This is a genomic window from Aestuariimicrobium sp. Y1814, assembly GCF_050113895.1.
Taxonomy (GTDB): Bacteria; Actinomycetota; Actinomycetes; order Propionibacteriales; family Propionibacteriaceae; genus Aestuariimicrobium.
Map to the genome: position 1 here is coordinate 374188 of NZ_JBNJRW010000002.1, position 15336 is coordinate 389523.

At 69.8% G+C, this 15336-nt stretch carries 17 protein-coding genes; 10 read left to right on the plus strand and 7 right to left on the minus strand.

What is annotated here, in order from left to right; translation table 11 throughout:
• The first annotated feature begins 1 nt into the window (after position 1).
• Both ACQE3C_RS04030 and ACQE3C_RS04035 read left to right on the plus strand, forming a co-directional pair.
• The gene (locus ACQE3C_RS04030) at positions 2-877 is read left to right on the plus strand and encodes a hypothetical protein (RefSeq protein ID WP_434537915.1); all 876 of its coding nucleotides are present in this window, start codon (positions 2-4) and stop codon (positions 875-877) included.
• Complete coding sequence (locus tag ACQE3C_RS04035; RefSeq protein WP_434537916.1) at positions 874-1239, plus strand: GntR family transcriptional regulator; 366 nt, start codon at positions 874-876, stop codon at positions 1237-1239. The genes ACQE3C_RS04030 and ACQE3C_RS04035 overlap by 4 nt, the downstream gene beginning before the upstream one ends.
• 14 nt (positions 1240-1253) lie before the next feature.
• On the opposite strand, the gene ACQE3C_RS04040 is transcribed toward ACQE3C_RS04035, so the two are convergent.
• Together ACQE3C_RS04040 and coaBC are read right to left on the minus strand one after the other, a co-directional pair.
• Positions 1254-2183 carry an NADP-dependent oxidoreductase gene (locus ACQE3C_RS04040; protein ID WP_434537917.1) on the minus strand — a complete coding sequence of 310 codons (930 nt, stop codon included), beginning with the start codon at positions 2181-2183 and terminating at the stop codon, positions 1254-1256.
• Between the two features lie 9 nt (positions 2184-2192).
• Positions 2193-3419: a bifunctional phosphopantothenoylcysteine decarboxylase/phosphopantothenate--cysteine ligase CoaBC gene (coaBC, locus tag ACQE3C_RS04045; RefSeq protein ID WP_434537918.1), complete on the minus strand. Its 1227-nt coding sequence runs from the start codon at positions 3417-3419 to the stop codon at positions 2193-2195.
• A 46-nt stretch (positions 3420-3465) separates the two neighbouring features.
• On the opposite strand from coaBC, the gene ACQE3C_RS04050 reads away from it, so the two are divergent.
• Entirely contained in the window at positions 3466-4179 is a 714-nt protein-coding gene (locus ACQE3C_RS04050) for an NRDE family protein (protein WP_434537919.1), read from the plus strand.
• Positions 4180-4286: 107 nt separating this feature from the next.
• On the opposite strand, the gene ACQE3C_RS04055 is transcribed toward ACQE3C_RS04050, so the two are convergent.
• Entirely contained in the window at positions 4287-4589 is a 303-nt protein-coding gene (locus tag ACQE3C_RS04055) for an ABC transporter substrate-binding protein (RefSeq protein ID WP_434537943.1), read from the minus strand.
• 32 nt (positions 4590-4621) lie between these two features.
• On the opposite strand from ACQE3C_RS04055, the gene ACQE3C_RS04060 reads away from it, so the two are divergent.
• From ACQE3C_RS04060 to ACQE3C_RS04085, 6 genes are all read left to right on the plus strand, one after another.
• On the plus strand, positions 4622-4756 hold the full coding sequence (locus ACQE3C_RS04060; protein WP_434537920.1) for a hypothetical protein: 135 nt from the start codon (positions 4622-4624) through the stop codon (positions 4754-4756).
• Between the two features lie 42 nt (positions 4757-4798).
• Positions 4799-5773: an aldo/keto reductase gene (locus tag ACQE3C_RS04065; protein ID WP_434537921.1), complete on the plus strand. Its 975-nt coding sequence runs from the start codon at positions 4799-4801 to the stop codon at positions 5771-5773.
• A 188-nt stretch (positions 5774-5961) separates the two neighbouring features.
• Positions 5962-8409, plus strand: a complete 2448-nt coding sequence (locus ACQE3C_RS04070; protein ID WP_434537922.1) for a leucine-rich repeat domain-containing protein — start codon at positions 5962-5964, stop codon at positions 8407-8409.
• A gap of 85 nt (positions 8410-8494) precedes the next feature.
• A complete protein-coding gene (locus tag ACQE3C_RS04075) occupies positions 8495-9478 on the plus strand; it encodes a squalene cyclase (protein ID WP_434537923.1) in 984 nt (327 codons plus the stop codon).
• Complete coding sequence (locus ACQE3C_RS04080) at positions 9453-9992, plus strand: YceI family protein (protein WP_434537924.1); 540 nt, start codon at positions 9453-9455, stop codon at positions 9990-9992. The genes ACQE3C_RS04075 and ACQE3C_RS04080 overlap by 26 nt, the downstream gene beginning before the upstream one ends.
• The gene (locus tag ACQE3C_RS04085) at positions 9989-10771 is read left to right on the plus strand and encodes a sulfite exporter TauE/SafE family protein (protein ID WP_434537925.1); all 783 of its coding nucleotides are present in this window, start codon (positions 9989-9991) and stop codon (positions 10769-10771) included. The genes ACQE3C_RS04080 and ACQE3C_RS04085 overlap by 4 nt, the downstream gene beginning before the upstream one ends.
• Positions 10772-10870: 99 nt before the next feature.
• On the opposite strand, the gene ACQE3C_RS04090 is transcribed toward ACQE3C_RS04085, so the two are convergent.
• The 3 genes from ACQE3C_RS04090 to ACQE3C_RS04100 form a co-directional block, all read right to left on the minus strand.
• Positions 10871-12310: an MFS transporter gene (locus ACQE3C_RS04090; protein WP_434537926.1), complete on the minus strand. Its 1440-nt coding sequence runs from the start codon at positions 12308-12310 to the stop codon at positions 10871-10873.
• A 174-nt stretch (positions 12311-12484) separates the two neighbouring features.
• Positions 12485-13228: a YceI family protein gene (locus ACQE3C_RS04095; RefSeq protein WP_434537927.1), complete on the minus strand. Its 744-nt coding sequence runs from the start codon at positions 13226-13228 to the stop codon at positions 12485-12487.
• Between the two features lie 47 nt (positions 13229-13275).
• Entirely contained in the window at positions 13276-13440 is a 165-nt protein-coding gene (locus ACQE3C_RS04100) for a hypothetical protein (protein WP_434537928.1), read from the minus strand.
• Between ACQE3C_RS04100 and ACQE3C_RS04105 the strand changes: the two genes are divergently transcribed.
• Positions 13439-13861 carry a VOC family protein gene (locus tag ACQE3C_RS04105; RefSeq protein WP_434537929.1) on the plus strand — a complete coding sequence of 141 codons (423 nt, stop codon included), beginning with the start codon at positions 13439-13441 and terminating at the stop codon, positions 13859-13861. The genes ACQE3C_RS04100 and ACQE3C_RS04105 overlap by 2 nt on opposite strands.
• Before the next feature lie 10 nt (positions 13862-13871).
• Here the strand turns inward: ACQE3C_RS04105 and ACQE3C_RS04110 are convergent, their stop codons facing one another.
• Positions 13872-15089, minus strand: a complete 1218-nt coding sequence (locus ACQE3C_RS04110) for an IS110 family transposase (RefSeq protein WP_434537930.1) — start codon at positions 15087-15089, stop codon at positions 13872-13874.
• Positions 15090-15336: the final 247 nt, after the last annotated feature.

Genomic DNA, 15336 nt, shown 5'->3' on the forward strand with positions numbered 1-15336 from the left:
CATGGCGGTGAGTGTCCTCGGCATCCTGGTGCCGGTGGCGGCGTGTGTGGTGGCGGCGTGGCTGGTCAGCCGCATGAGCAGGGGGCGCAGTGTGGGCCCACGGCGGGGCAATGTGTTGATCATGCTCGGCGTGGGAGTGCTGGTCGGTGTGGCGCTGTTCGTCCTGGGTGGGGCCGTGTTCGGCCCAGCGCTGGGTCTGGTCCAGATGGCTGCCCCCGGGGTCGGGGCCCTGGTCGTCCTGGTGGGGCTGATCGCCTCCCCGGGCACCGGCGGCACCGCCTCCAGCAGCGAAGCCGAACTGGCGCCCCGGGGCTGGAACCGGCTGGGACCGGCCTGGCTCTACGGCGCCCCGGCCGGCGCCGTGGTCGTCATGGTGACGGCCATCCTCTTCTTCGGGGCCAGTGGCAGCCCCGACGACCAGGGCCGCCAGCGCATCATCTCGGTCGACTCCGGGTTCATGGCAGCCACTGCCTCCCCTTACCCCGGGTGGTACTACGGGCTGCCCGCCCTGGCCCTGGCCCTGGTGTTGCTGGTGGCCACCGTCGTGGCCCTGGCCAGGATCGCCCGGCACCCACTGCGGGGAACCTCGCAGGAACGCGAGGCCGCGCGTGAATGGCGGGCCGGGCTGGCCCGGGTGGTGATGGCCGTCGGCACCGGCAGCGCCCTGCTCTACACCGGGGCCATGAGCGTGATGGCCAGCAGCGCCACCTCGTCGGTGACCGAGGGGACGTTCAGCGACGAGACCGGCAAGCAGTTCGCCTGGGACCTGCCGGTCCTGGACGCACTGGCAGTCCTGGAGCTCGGCGTCGGCCTGTGCGCGATCATCATCGGGCTGTTCCTGTGGGCATCGGCGATCGTGACGGCGGCCCGACGATGAGCCTCAGCCTGCACCTTGACCCGCACAGCCCGACCCCCACCTCGGAGCAGCTGCGCCAGCAACTGCGCGGCCACATCCTGGCCGGCGCCCTGCCCGAGCACACCCGGCTGCCCTCGGTCCGCCAGCTCGCCGGTGACCTCGACGTCGCCCCCGGCACCGTCGCCAAGGCCTACGCGGCGCTCGAGGCCGAGGGCCTGGTGGTCAGCTCACGGGGCCGGGGGACGAGGGTCGCCCCCGGCCAGTCGGTTCCCGATGCCGTCCACCGGGCGGCACTGGCCTACGTCGCAGCGGCCCGCTCGTCCGGGATTGACCTGGACGAGGCGACCGCAGCGGTGACCCGGGCCTGGCACGCCGAACGGTGAACCTGACCGGGGCCTCAGCCCGCGACGTGGATGGCGATCTTGCCCTGCACGTGGCGGGTCTGGCTCTGCTCGACGGCACGGTCGGCCTCGGCCAGCTCGAAGACCGCGGCCAGCACCACCCCCACCCGGCCCGCGTCGATCAGCTCGCCCAGTGCGGTGAAGTCGGCCCGGTCGGCCGCCACCTGCAGGTAGCGGCCACCATGGTCAACAATCTGTCGGTCGGCGATCGAGGCATGCCGGCCACCCTCGGCCAGCACCGCCAGAGTCTGCTCGACCACTCCGCCACCGACCAGGTCAATCACCACGTCGACACCCTCCGGGGCCAGTTCGCGCACCCGCTCGACCAGGCCCTCGCCATAGGTCACCGGCTCGGCGCCCAGGCCGCGCAGGAAGTCATGGTTCGGTGCGGAGGCCGTCCCGATCACCCGAGAGGCACCCAGCGCCCGGGCGACCTGCACCGCGAAGTGGCCCACCCCGCCGGCGGCGGCATGCACCAGCACGGTGTCGCCGGGGCCGACCTCGGCCAGCCGGTTGACCTGGTAGGCGGTCAGCCCGGCGCAGGGCAGGGTGCCGGCCTCGTCCCAGGTGACGGTGGCCGGCTTCGGGCCCAGCGCGTCGGCGGGCACGGTCATCAGCTCGGCCCAGCCGCCGCTGCGCACCCCGCGACCCTCGTGCCCGTAGGTGACCACCTCGTCGCCGACCGACCAGCCGACCACGCCCTCACCGATCGACTCGACCACCCCGGCGGCGTCTCGTCCGGGGGTGGCCGGGAAGTCCACCGGCATGTCGGGGCGCCCGGCGACGATCTTCCAGTCGACCGGGTTTACCGATGACGCCTTGACCGCGATCCGCACCTCCCCGGGGCCGACCTCGGGTTCGGGGGCATCGGTGACCAGGTGCAGGACCTCGGGGCCACCATGTTCTGTGTACTGGACCGCCAACATGCGCCCAGCCTAGCCAGCGTCCCCCGCGCCGGCCCCGTGGTGCAGCTCGGCGATCGCCCCCAGCAGCACCTCGGCCACCTCACGCTTCGACCCGGACGCCTCCGCGACCACCTGGCCGTCGGCACCGATCACCACCAACCGGTTGTCGGCGGTCTCGAAACCCTTCGTCCAGCCGACCTCGTTGATCGCCAGCAGGTCGGCACCCTTGCGCTTCCGCTTGCGTCGTCCGCGGGCGAGCAGTTCCTCTCCGGTGGCCGTCTCGGCGGCGAACCCGACGATCGTCTGGCCGGGGCGCCGGTCGGCGGCCAGCCCGGCCAGGATGTCCTCGTTCTCGACCAAGGTCAACACCGGCGCCGGTCCCGATTCCTTGGTCATCTTCTCCTGGGACAGTTCGGCCACCCGGTAGTCGGCCACGGCCGCCGCCATGATCACAATGTCGGCCTCCTCGGCGGCCCCGCGCATCAGCGTCGCCAGTTCAGCCGCCGACCCCGCGGTGGACACCTCGACCCCTGGGCGCTGGGCCGCGCGCAGCACGTCGGCCTCGATGTTGGCCGCCGCCAGCAGCACCCGGGCGCCGCGGTCGGCGGCCGCCGCCGCCAGGGCGACCCCCTGCCGCCCGCTCGACCGGTTGCCGAGGTAGCGCACCGGGTCGATGGGTTCGCGGGTGCCGCCGGCCGAGACCGCCACGGTGAGCCCGGCCAGGTCCTGGGCACTACGCAGCAGCTCGAGCGCGGCCCGGTGGATCTCTTCGGGCTCACTCATGCGTCCCGGGCCGGAGTCGCCGCCGGTGAGCGGGCCACTGTCGGGGCCCACCAGCCTGACCCCGCGTGAGCGCAGCGTCTCCACGTTTGCGCGGGTGGCCGGGTGGTTCCACATCTCGGTGTGCATCGCCGGGGCCACCAGCACCGGCGCGGTGGTGGCCAGCAGCGTCGTGCCGAGCAGGTCGTCGGCCAGGCCCGCTGCCATGGCCGCCATGGTGTTCGCCGTCGCGGGGGCCACCACGACCAGGTCGGCCCGCTGCCCGAGCGCGACGTGGCGCACCCGTGGCACGTCGTCGTGCACCGAGGTGGTGACCGGGTTGCGCGAGATCGCCTCCCACGTGGGGCGACCCACGAAACGCAGCGCCTCCTCGGTGGGAATGACGTGCACCTCGTGCCCGTCGGCGATGAACAGGCGGACGAGGTGGACAGCCTTGTAGGCGGCAATACCACCGGTGACACCAACGATGATGACCATGGCTGGATTCTTCCACCCCCAGCCGCAGGGGGTAGCCTGCCTGCCCATGTGCACCGTTGTTGTCCGCGTCCCGGAACCCGGCGCCGGCCCCGTCCGGGTGCTGGCCGTCCGCGATGAGGACCCCGCACGCCCCTGGCGTCCCCTGGACACCTGGTGGCCCGACGCCCCCGGGGTGCGGGGCATCATGGACGAACTCGCCGGCGGCGCCTGGCTGGCAGCCGACGACACCACCCTGGCGGTGCTGCTGAACCGCGCCGGTGGGGCCTGCGGCCCCGAGGTCACCTCGCGGGGATCGCTGGTCCTCGACGCGGTCGCCGGACGGCCGTTGCCGGACCCGCTGACCACGCTGGGGTTCAACCTCGTCCGGGTGAGCGCTGAGGCGGCGCGGGTCACCTCCTGGGAGGGCGGCTCACCGCGGGTGGTCGACCTGGCCCCGGGCACCCACATGGTCGCCCACGACGACGTCGACGACCCCACCACGGCGCGGATCAGCGCCTGGCTCGACGACTTCGCCGCCGCCCCCACCGAGGGCGACGGCGAGTCCCCGTGGTGGGGCGACTGGCTGGACGTGCTGGCCCGGACCACCTCGATCGGCCCGACCGATGACCGGGCCATCATCCGCGACAACCGCATTCACGGCTACCCGACCCTGTCGCTGCTGGTCAGCGTCGCCTCGGTGGATGCCGACGGGGTTGAGGTGGGGATGGCCACCCTCGAGCGGCCGGGCCACTGGAACGACCTGTCACTGCCCGGGGCCTGAGCCCCGGCTCACTCCGGCTGCGGCCGGGGCTGCAGTTCGCCCCCGCACGTGCCGGGCGACGTAGCCCAGGCACAGCAGCACCAGGTCGCGCACCGGCACGTCCAGGGTCAGTGAGGTGCTCCAGTCGCCGGTGACGAAGTTGCCGAGCAACGCAGGTAGCGCTGCCACAGCGGGACGTCGAGCTCCAGCGTGCGGCGCAGTTCGTCCACCGAGGTCTGGCTGGCGTCGCGACCCAGGATCGTTCGGGCAACGTCGGTGATCGCCTGGGTCAGGGCGTCGCGGTCCAATGCCCAGGCGATGGCCTGGCGCACCTCGCGCTTGTCGAAGGGGGCCTGATCGACGCGCATGCTGAACGAGACGAAGCTGGTGGCCGGCACCTTGTCGAAGACGATGTTGCCCGCCTCCAGGATGGTGGTGGACCCGCACGCAGGTCACCGCCGAGGTGATCGAGTGGGTCATCGAGGCGCTGCGCCGCGAAGGCCGCGGCGAGGACCTGGCCGAGATGCGGGCCCCGCACCTCGAGGGCCCGGTGACCAAGCATGACCGGGAGGTGGCCCGCCACGACCAGCTCCACTGAGGAGCCTAGGATCGAGGGCAGACGACACTTGAGAGGGTTACCATGGACTACCGCCGACTTGGCCATTCCGGACTGACCGTTTCCGCCGTCGGGCTGGGGTTGAACAACCTCGGACGACGCGGCACCCCGACCGAGCACCAGGAGGGGGCCGACACGATCATCCACGCCGCCCTGGACGCCGGGATCACCCTGTTCGACACGGCCGACTCCTACGGCTACGAACCGGGCCTGTCCGAGGTCATGCTCGGCAAGGCGCTGGGGTCGCGCCGCGAGGACGTGGTGGTCGCCACCAAGTTCGGCATGGACATGAAGGGTGTCAACGGCCCCGACTTCGAGGCGCGCGGGTCGCGGCGCTACATCGTCCGGGCCGCCGAGGCGTCGCTGCGCCGGCTCGGCACCGAATACATCGACCTGTACCAGTACCACACCCCCGACCCGCTGACCCCGGTCGAAGAGACCCTGGCCGCGCTCGACGACCTCGTCCGCGCCGGGAAGGTGCGCTACATCGGCCACTCGAACATGTCCGGTTGGCAGATCGCCGAGGCCGAGTTCACCGCGCAGATGACCGGCACCGAACGCTTCATCTCGAGCCAGAACCACTACAACCTGCTCGACCGGCGCGCCGAACTCGAGGTCACCCCGGCCGCCGAGCACTTCGGGCTGGGTGTGCTGCCCTACTTCCCGCTGGCCAACGGCCTGCTGACCGGCAAATACTCCTCGGGGACCGCACCCGAGGGCAGCCGGCTCACCCTGACCCGCCAGCATCTGGTCGAGAACCTCGACCTGGCCCAGATGAAGGCCTTCGGTGACTTCGCCGCCGAGCGTGGGCTCACCGAGATCCAGGTGGCCTTCTCGTGGCTGGCCTCGCGGCCCAGCGTCGGCTCGGTGATCGCCGGCGCCACGCGCCCCGAGCAGGTGCAGCAGAACGCCGAGGCGGCCGGCTGGGTGCCCACCGCCGAGGACGAGGCCGCGCTGGACGACATCTTCCCGAAGGTGGCAAAGATCGCGCTGTTCTGAGCGCGAAACCAGGGCTTCAGGGGTCGGACGAGTGATCGTCCGGCCCCTGTCGTGTGCCCGCACTGCAAGAATTGTCAGACCCTCCTTGCATCCTCATATTCAGGACATGAAATCCTAACCGGGCTGTTGGTTGACAGCTCGGCGGGGGCGACAACGGTTGTCGTCCCTCCTTGGCAAGGAGAAGCATCATGAAATCCACCCAGCGGGGCTTGGCGGCCCTCGTCACGGCCGCCGCAGTCCTGTTCAGCGGGGCGCTCATCGCCCACGCCGATGACGGCGTCGTCACCGATGCAGCGCTCAAGGCCTGCATCAACACCTCACTCGGGCAGGGGGCCACTGCACCCATCGCGGCCGCCGACCTGGCCGGCCTCACCACCCTTACCTGCACCTCGCAGGGCGTCGCCTCGCTCGAGGGCCTCGAGCACGCGACCAACCTGACCACGGTCAACCTGTCGGGCAACAAGATCACCGACTTCGATGAACTGGCCGGCTCGGCCAAGCTCACGTCGCTGAACCTCGACAACAACCACCTCTCGGCGCTGCCCGACGACATGTCGGGCATGGAGTCGCTCGCCACCTTGCTGCTGCACCGTGACGCGACCACCTCGCCGGCTGCCGGCATCAGCAGCCTCGAGCCCCTCGAGGACGTCGACACCCTGGGCCTGGTCAACATTGAGTTCAACAAGGTCACCGACCTGTCACCGCTGGTGGCCTCGGCCGACACCCTGACCGCCATCTACGCCAGCTCGAATCCCCTTGCTTCCTTCGAGCCCGTCGCCGACCTGCCCAACCTGGTTCGCCTGTGGGCCTCGGGCCCGGCCGGCACCACCACCGCTCTTGACCTGACCCCGATCGACGGGCTGGCCAACCTGCAGCAGCTGTACCTGAACAACCGGGCGCTGACCAACGAAAGCCTGGAGCAGATTACCGACCTGCCGAAGCTGAACCAGCTGCGCCTGCACGACAACCACATCACCGACCTGAGCCCGATCGCGGAGTACCTGGAGCGCACCCCGTTCCAGCTCTACGCCAACCGGCAGACCGTGACCCTTGATGACACCCTGGTCAACCTCGACCCGGCCGTCGTCACCGTCACGAACTTCGACGGCACCGTGCTGCCGCTGACCACCGGTGCGGGCGCCGAGGTGGCCGAGGTCGGCGGTGTCGCCAACGGCATCGTCCACACCCTGGCGGGCACCCACACCTTCACCTGGAGCAACCAGGCCACCCAGTGGGGCGACAACGGGCGCCGCTTCGACGGCACCATCACCCAGACCGCCACCAAGGACGCACCGCTCGAGCAGTACGGTGACCTGTCCGACCGGTGCGTGGCCCGCTGGGTCGCCTCGGCCGACATCGACCTGCAGCTCACCGACCCGAGCAACAACGGCTACGGGTACCTGGTCGACCCGAAGGACTACCCCGAGAGCCAGGGCCTGTTCCGGCTGCACCACTGGACCGGCAACTACGGCGCCGGCCCGCTGCACTGGCGCGTCCCGGTCGCGACCGACCATGCGATCACCAACGCCAAGCTGGTGCTGACCCCCGGCGACAACTGGGACATCGTCGCGGCCAGCCTGACCAACCAGACCCACACCCAGTTCCTGCAGTTCAGCAGCCTGGACGCCGATGACGCACTGCGCTGGCCCGCAGACGCGTTCATCACCGCACCGACGCCTACCGTCGAGGACGGCTTGCTCGTCTTCACCCTGGGTGACCTGCCCGCCGGCACCGCCTTCCAGGTGCAGTTCGACGGCGCCATCACCGACGGCTCCCAGCCCACCGACGGCTCGGTCTACAGCCTGCAGGCCGACCTGACCGGCGACTTCGTCCGCGGTGACGGCCCGGCCGACTGCGTGCCGCTGCCCCCCAAGGGCACCGACTACGCCTGGGGCGACCAGTCCGGTGACCGCATCGGTGACATCCTGGCCGTCGGCCCCGACGGCGTGCTGACCACCCACTTCGGGACCATCGGCGGCCTGTCCGGTGCCTACGCGAAGGCCGGTGGCGGCTGGCAGAACTTCACCTGGATCTCGCACACCCCCGATGTGAACGGTGACGGCATTGACGACCTGCTGGGCCTGCGCAAGGACGGCCTGATGTTCATGTACTACGGCCAGGGCATGGGCCAGTTCGGTTCGGCGCGCGTCGTCGGCACCGGCTGGGGCAACATGCACAAGATCGTCGTGGTCGGCGACATGAACGCTGACGGCTCGACCGAGGTGGCAGCGGTGGGTGCCAATGGCAACCTGTACCGCTACACCATGACCACCGACGGCCTGAAGGACGCCCGCCACATCGGCAAGAACTGGCTCGGAATCAACCAGCTGACCAGCGTGGGTGACTTCAACGGTGACGGCACCGCCGACATCCTGGCCACCAACCCCGCCGGCGACCTGCTGGTCTACTACTCCGGCAACGGTGGCGTGATCATCCAGGCCGCCAAGGTCGGGCGCGGTTGGACCGGCTTCACCGCGATGTTCGCCCCCGGCGACCTGACCGGTGACGCCCGGGTCGACCTGGTCGGCCGCCGCGCCGACGGCAGCCTGTTCCTCTACTCCAACAACGGCAACGGCCGCTGGGGAGTGGCGAAGCAGATCGGCACCGGCTGGAACGGTGTGACCCTGTTCGGCTGACCCACACCCGGCGCACCCCGCGCCAGCGCCAAGGGTGCCCCGCAGTCCTGGTGACTGCGGGGCACTTGCGGCGTAGCGTTGGCCCATGACACCCGACGCCCTGAAGGGCTGGTTGCTCGATTCCGACCCGAGTCTTCGCTGGCAGGTCGAACGCGACCTGGCCGACGAACCGGATTCGGTCTGGAAGGCCACCCGTGCGCGGGTCGCCACCGAGGGGCATGGGGCCGCCCTGCTCGCCCTGCAGCAGCCCGACGGCCAGTGGGCCGGCGGCGCATTCTTCCCCGCCGATGTCACCGAGGACGAACCACAGCCGTGGACCGCGACCACCTGGTCGCTCAACCAACTGCGCGAATGGGGAGTGGAGCCCACGGCGCTGAGGCCCGACACCGCCGGCCTGCTGCGCGCCAACGCCCGCTGGGAGTACGACGACCTGCCCTACTGGGACGGTGAGGTCGACGCCTGCATCAACGCCTTCACCCTGGCCAACGGGGGCTGGCTGGGCACCGACGTCAGCCCCATCGTGACCTGGCTGGGCGACCACCAGCTGGACGAGGGCGGCTGGAACTGCGAGTGGGTCAACGGCTCGACGCGGGCCTCGTTCCATTCCACCTTGAACGGCCTGGTCGGCATCCTCGACTACGAGCAGCGCACCGGTGACCTGGCCCTGCAGCCCGCCCGGCGCCAGGCCGAGGAGTACCTGTTGGCCCGCGGACTGCTGCGTCGGCTCAGCACCGGTGAGCGGCACGACGGCTGGGTCAACCACCTGTCCTACCCCTACCGCGGCTGGTACAGCGCCCTGCGTGCGCTCGACTACTTCCGTGCCGCCGCCCAGGTCGACGGCACCGGCCCGGACGAACGGCTCGCCGAAGCCATCGACGACCTGCGCCGTGCCCGCGACGACGACGGCACCTGGCACCAGCAGGTGGCCAAGCAGGGTCGGGTCTGGTTCGAGGTCGACTCCGGGCAGGGGGAGCCGTCGCGGTGGCTGACCTTCCATGCGCTGCGTGTGCTGCGCTGGTGGGATGCGTGGCACGATGGGAGCCATGAACCCGATCGCCGGCAGCTTTGACCTCGGCCCCCAGACGTGTGACCTGTTGCTCCGCACCACGAGCGAGGGACGCATGGCCAAGGCCGGCCACAACCTGACCCTCGTCGTCCGCGACTGGACCGCGACCGTCGTGGTCGGCGACTCACCCGAGACCACGTCGCTGCGGGTGGTCGCCCAGCTGGGATCGCTGTCGGTGCGTGAGGGCCACGGGGGACTCAAGCCGCTCAGCGACGGGGACCGGGCCCAGATCGAGAAGAACGCCGCCAGCTCGCTGGGGGTCTCGGCCAACCCCGAACTGACCTTCACCTCGACCGCCATCGCCGGCGCCTGGGACAAGGCGAAGATGGAGGGCACCCTCACCCTGGGGGCCCGCAACGAGGTGCAGCAGTTCGACATCGAGGCCACCGAGGCCGGCTTCCGGGTGAGCGGCACCATCACCCAGACCCGCTACGGGATCAAGCCCTACAGCCTGATGATGGGCGCCCTCAAGGTGGGCGACGAGGTCGCCGTCGAGGTGACGGCCACCCTCCAGTGACGCTGGGTGAACTCGCCCTGCTCGCGATCGCAGCGATCGCGGCGGGCGCCATCAACGCGCTGGTCGGCTCCGGCACCCTGATCACCTTCCCCACCCTGATCGCCTTCGGGGTGGTGCCGGTTTCGGCGACCATGTCGAATGCGATCGGGCTGGTCGCCGGTTCCGCGTCGGGGGCCTGGGGCTACCGCCGGGAGTTGCGCGGCCAGTGGAAACGCCTGCGCTGGCAGGTGATCATGTCGCTGTGCGGTGCCCTGGTCGGCTGCTGGCTGCTGCTGCACCTGCCCGAGACCGTGTTCGCGACCGTCGTGCCGGGCCTGCTGGTGCTGGCGCTGCTGCTGGTCGTGTTCCAACCCCGCATCCAGGACTGGGTGAGGCGACGCACGGGTGGTTCGTCCGATGCTGATGCCCCGCTGGGACGAGGGCGGATGATTCTGCTGCTGGTCGGCACCTTCGCCGTGGGCATCTACGGCGGCTACTTCACCGCCGCCCAGGGCATCCTGCTGATGGGCCTGACCGGCGCCCTGCTCAGTGAGGACCTGCAGCGGCTCAACGCTGCCAAGAACGTGCTCGCCCTGGTGGTCAACGTCGTCGCGGCAGTGACCTACACCCTGGTCGCCCCCGACCGGATCCTGTGGGACGTGGTACTGGTGATCGCGGTCGGTTCGACCATCGGCGGCCTGCTGGGGGCTCGCTACGGGCGGCGGCTGCGGCCGGGGGCCCTGCGGGTGGTCATCGTCGTGGTCGGGCTCATCGGCCTGATCCGGCTACTGATGAGCTGACCCGGGTTCGTGGGCCAGCGCTCGCGAATGTGAATCGGCGCTTACATAGCGAAGCGCGTTTCGCTTGTGTTGGAAGGACCTCGGGTGGTGGGCGACGCCCTACTCGGTAGCGGCCAGTGCGGCCTGTTCCTCGGCGTCCTTGGCGGACTGCTCGGCGTAGATGCGGCTGACCTGTCGGTAGACAGGGGTGAAGAACGCGGCGACAGCGGCCAGCACCATCACCAGTCCGGCGACCAGGAAGACCAGCGCGATCCCGCGTCCTGTGCCCTCACCCAACAGCGGACGAAGGGCTGCCGCGCCCGCCTCCGAGCGCGACCACGGCAGGATCCACAACTCGGCGATCGGGGCGATCAGGAAGGCCGTGAACGGGGCTGCGGCCAGTTCGACCGCACCGGCGAACCCGAAGACCCGGCCCTGCCGCTCCAGCGGCACCACCCGTTGGATCACGGTCTGTTCGGCGGCCTCGATCGCCGGGATCAGCACCATGTAGATCCAGATGCCGACCATGAACAACCAGCCCCACTCGCGGATCGTGAACACCGCACCGAGCAGGCCCATCCCGACCACGCACAGCAGCATCGTCCGCAGTGGGTTCTTGCCGAGCCCGAACTTGCCGATGATCGCGCCGCCGACCAGGAACCCCGTGCCGGCGACCGCGAACAGGATGCCCCACAGCTCGACGCTGAAGATCTCCAGGCCATAGGGGTCGAGCAGTGCGGAGTAGACCCCGCCGACCAGGTTGTTGAAGGTCGAGAAGATGATCAGGGCGAACAGGCCGGGCACCGCGGACACCGACTTCCAGGCACCGGCCAGGTCGAAGTTGCCCTGGGCGTCCGAGGCGGCGGGTTCGACTTCTTCGGGCATGGTGAGGGTCAGCAGGTGGCCCCACGACATGAAGGTCAGCCCGACCGCGATGACCATGGTCCAGCCCATGCCCAACTGGCCCACCGAGATCCCCGACAGCACGCTGGTCACCATGAACGCCAGGCCGCCGACCACCCCGACCAGGCCGTTCGCCTGGGCCCGTTCGTCCGGGTCGATCAGGATCGTGACGGTCGTCGAGAGGGCGATGTTGCGCATGTTCTCGACCACGGCACCCAGCAGGATCGACAGGCCGAGCAGCCAGATCCAGTGCTGGGTCAGGTCGGTCAGCGCGCCCTCGGGGGCCAGGAAGAACAGCGAGGCTGCGATGGCGAACATGCCCAGGGTGAACATGCTCGCCCAGCGCATCAGGGTGAGCTTGCGAAACCGGTCGACCAGCGTGCCGAAGCTGATGGAGCTGACACTCAGCGCCAGCATGTAGCCGCCGCCGAGTACCCCGGTGGCGATGACGTTGCGGGTCTCGAGGTAGATCCAGAAGACCAGCGCGAACCACAGGTAGCCGGTGGTGATGTTGGCCAGGCCGGTGTTGAGCAGGATCTTGTGGAAGGTCCGGCGTCGCTGCTCGGGCGGACGACGGCTGGTGTCGACCGCGTCCGGGTTCCGCAGCTCGACCCCGGCCGGGTGCGCGTCAGGAGTCGGGTGGTCTGCCTCGGTCATCGCCCATCTCCTCCGGTGCTGCGTGGAACGCCCTGCCACGATACGGCGATGTGGCGCAGGTCACAATTGGTTTCTGGCGCGCGACCGCCCCATGCGCTAGAAAAACGCACTTGCCCCCGTTCCGGAACGGGGGCAAGTGCACCGATGTAGGGCAAGTAGGGCTTGCCGGCGGCCTCAGCGGGTCGAGGAGGACGAGAACAGGTTCTTCACCCAGCCCATGAACCCGCCCTGACGGGCCTGGGCGCGAGCGGGAGCCTCCTCAGCCTTGGGGGCCTCGGCCCGGGGGGCAGCGGCCTCAGCAACCGGGGCAGCAGCCTCGGCCACGGGAGCCTCCTCGACAGCGGCCTCGACAGCGGCCTCCTCAGCGGCAGCCTCGACGGCCTTGATGGCCGAGACCTCGAAGTTGAGGGTGATGTCTTCGGAGACCAGCACGCCACCGGTCTCGAGGGCGGCGTTCCAGGTCAGGCCGAAGTCCTTGCGGTTGACCACCACGCTGCCCGACAGGCCCACGCGCTCGTTGCCGAAGGGGTCCTGGGCGGCGCCCTCGAACTCGAAGTCGATGGTGACCGGACGAGTGACATCCTTGATGGTCAGGTCGCCGGTCACGCGCAGCTGGTCGGCGACCGGGGCGCTGACCTCGGTCGAGGTGAAGGTGATGGTGGGGTAGTTCTCGACGTCGAAGAAGTCGGCGCTCTTGAGGTGGCCGTCGCGGTCGGCGCTGCCGGTGGAGACCGAGGCGACCTGGGCGGTCAGGTTGATCTTGGCATTGACGAGGCCGGCCTCGGTCGAGGCGGTGCCCTCGAACTCGGTGAACGAACCACGGACCTTGGTCACCATCGCGTGACGGGCGACGAAGCCGATCTCGGTGTGGCTCGGGTCGATGGTGTAGGTGCCGGAGAGCTGGTTCAGGTCAGACATGTGAGTTCCTTGGGGTGACGAGGACTTAAGTTGAATACGCAACTAATCTACGTGTCGATGGTTGAACTGTCAACTTCGCCGCCGGACGAGGCGCGCAGCAGTCTTGGTGCCACTGTGCAATCACCGGACAGCGCCACGGCCGGGGCGTAGCGTTGACCCCGGTGCCACTTGTGCAGCGGCCGCTGCCCGCGCCGATCGAAGGAGTCGATCATGACCCTGTCCTCCACCATCTCGATCCAGTTCCCCGGCAATGCCGCCGAAGCCTTCACCTTCTACCACGAGGTCTTCGGTGGTGAGGTCCAGATCCTGCGCTACGCCGACTTCCCGCCCATGGGCATGGAGGTCGAACCCCCCGGCGAGGCCGTCGCCCACGCCGACCTGACCGCCGAGGGCCTGCACCTGGTCGGCGGTGACGCCATGGACGACAGCCTGCCGCTGGCCCCGAGCGCCTACTCGATCATGCTCGTCCCCGACACCGTGGACGACGGCCACGTGCTGGCCGGCAAGCTCGCGGCCGGCGGCGAGGTCGTCCTGCCCCTGGAGCAGGCGCCCTGGGGCGACACCTACGGCCAGGTCCGTGACAGGTTCGGCCTGCTCTGGGAGATCAACGTCCCCGGCAACCAGCCCGGCTGAGAGCCCTATGTCAAGCAGCCTTCGTCAGGAGGCTGTTGAGTCGGCCGTGTAGGTCGGGGTTGTAGGGCGTGTGGTCGTGCCAGCAGCGCCACAGGATCCTGGTCCAGTTTTGGGCCAGGATTCTTGCTGCGTGGGGGTGTCGGCAGCCGCGGGCTCGGGCGCGGTCGTAGGTGTCGCGTGCCCAGGCGTTCGCGCGGGGCGTGTCTTGGGCCCAGTCGACCAGTGCTGCCCGGAGTTGTTTGTTGCAGCCGCGTCGGTAGGCGACGTTGAGGTGCTTGCCGGACTGCCTGGTCGATGGTGCGACGCCGGCGGCTGCGGCGAGTGCTGGGGGGTCGGGGAACCTGGCCCGGCAGTCGCCGATCTCGGCCAGCAGGGTGGCTGCGCGGACGGTCCCGGCGCGGGGCAGGGACTGGAAGATCGGGCCGTCGGGGTGAGCCAGGAGTGCTTCCTTGATCCGGGCCTCGAGCCGGGCTTGTTCATCACGCAGGGTGGCGAGCAGATCAACGAGGGTCAGCACGATGACCTCGCTGGCTTCGGCTGCCGCGCCGCTGACGCGGCCGGTCGCAGCTTCGTGCAGGTGGTCGACCAGCCGGGTCGGGGTGTGGCGGCCGCAGTATGCGTTGGCCTTGAGCCAGTGCGCCATCCGCAGCTCGCTGAGCCAGGCTGCTTTGGCTTCGCTGGGGAATCGGCGCAGGAACGCCAGGCTGATGGGGATGTCGAGCTGGCTGAACAGGCCGATCGCGCCGGGGAAGTTGTGCTGCAGCACTGCGAGCAGTTGGTTGTGCACGGCGATCCGGTGATCGATCAGATCGTGGCGGGCGCGCACCAGCATCCGCAGCGCGATCGTCTGTTCGCTGTCTGGTTGCACGATCGCCCAGCGACCGGCGTCGGTGCGCAACGCGTCGGCCAGCACGAACGCGTCGAACCGGTCGTCCTTGTTCCCCGCGGAGCCGTAGCGGGCACGCAGTGACTTCACCTGCCGTGCACTGATCACGACGACTTCGAACCCGTCGCGGATCAGGTGCTCGACCACCGGTCCGTCGCCGCGCTCGATCCCGATCCGTTCCACGCCATGGCGACGCAGCAGGGTGGTGATCTTGGTCAACCCGGGCCGTGTGTGCGGCACGGTTGCTTCCTCGATGCGCTGTCCGTCGTCGTCGACGATGCACAGCGCGTGGTGCTGCCAGGACCAGTCGATCCCGGCGTAGGTGGGCGTAGCCTCAATCATGAGAGTGCTCCTTCCGTCAGCCCACGGATTCAGCACTCCGGTCCGGGACGTGACGGTCGGTCGCTCACTGAGGCGCTCCGGGACCTTGCCGGGTCCTTGGCGCATAGCCCTATGGCCGATCTGCGCGTCCCGGGCCACCGAGCCCTGCAACTCTCAGCCAGGTCGTCCCCGAAGGGCGACTCGCTCAGCCTGGCAGTGGCCCGATGGACCCGGGGTGCAGACAAGACGATTCGCCTCGTCCACCCCA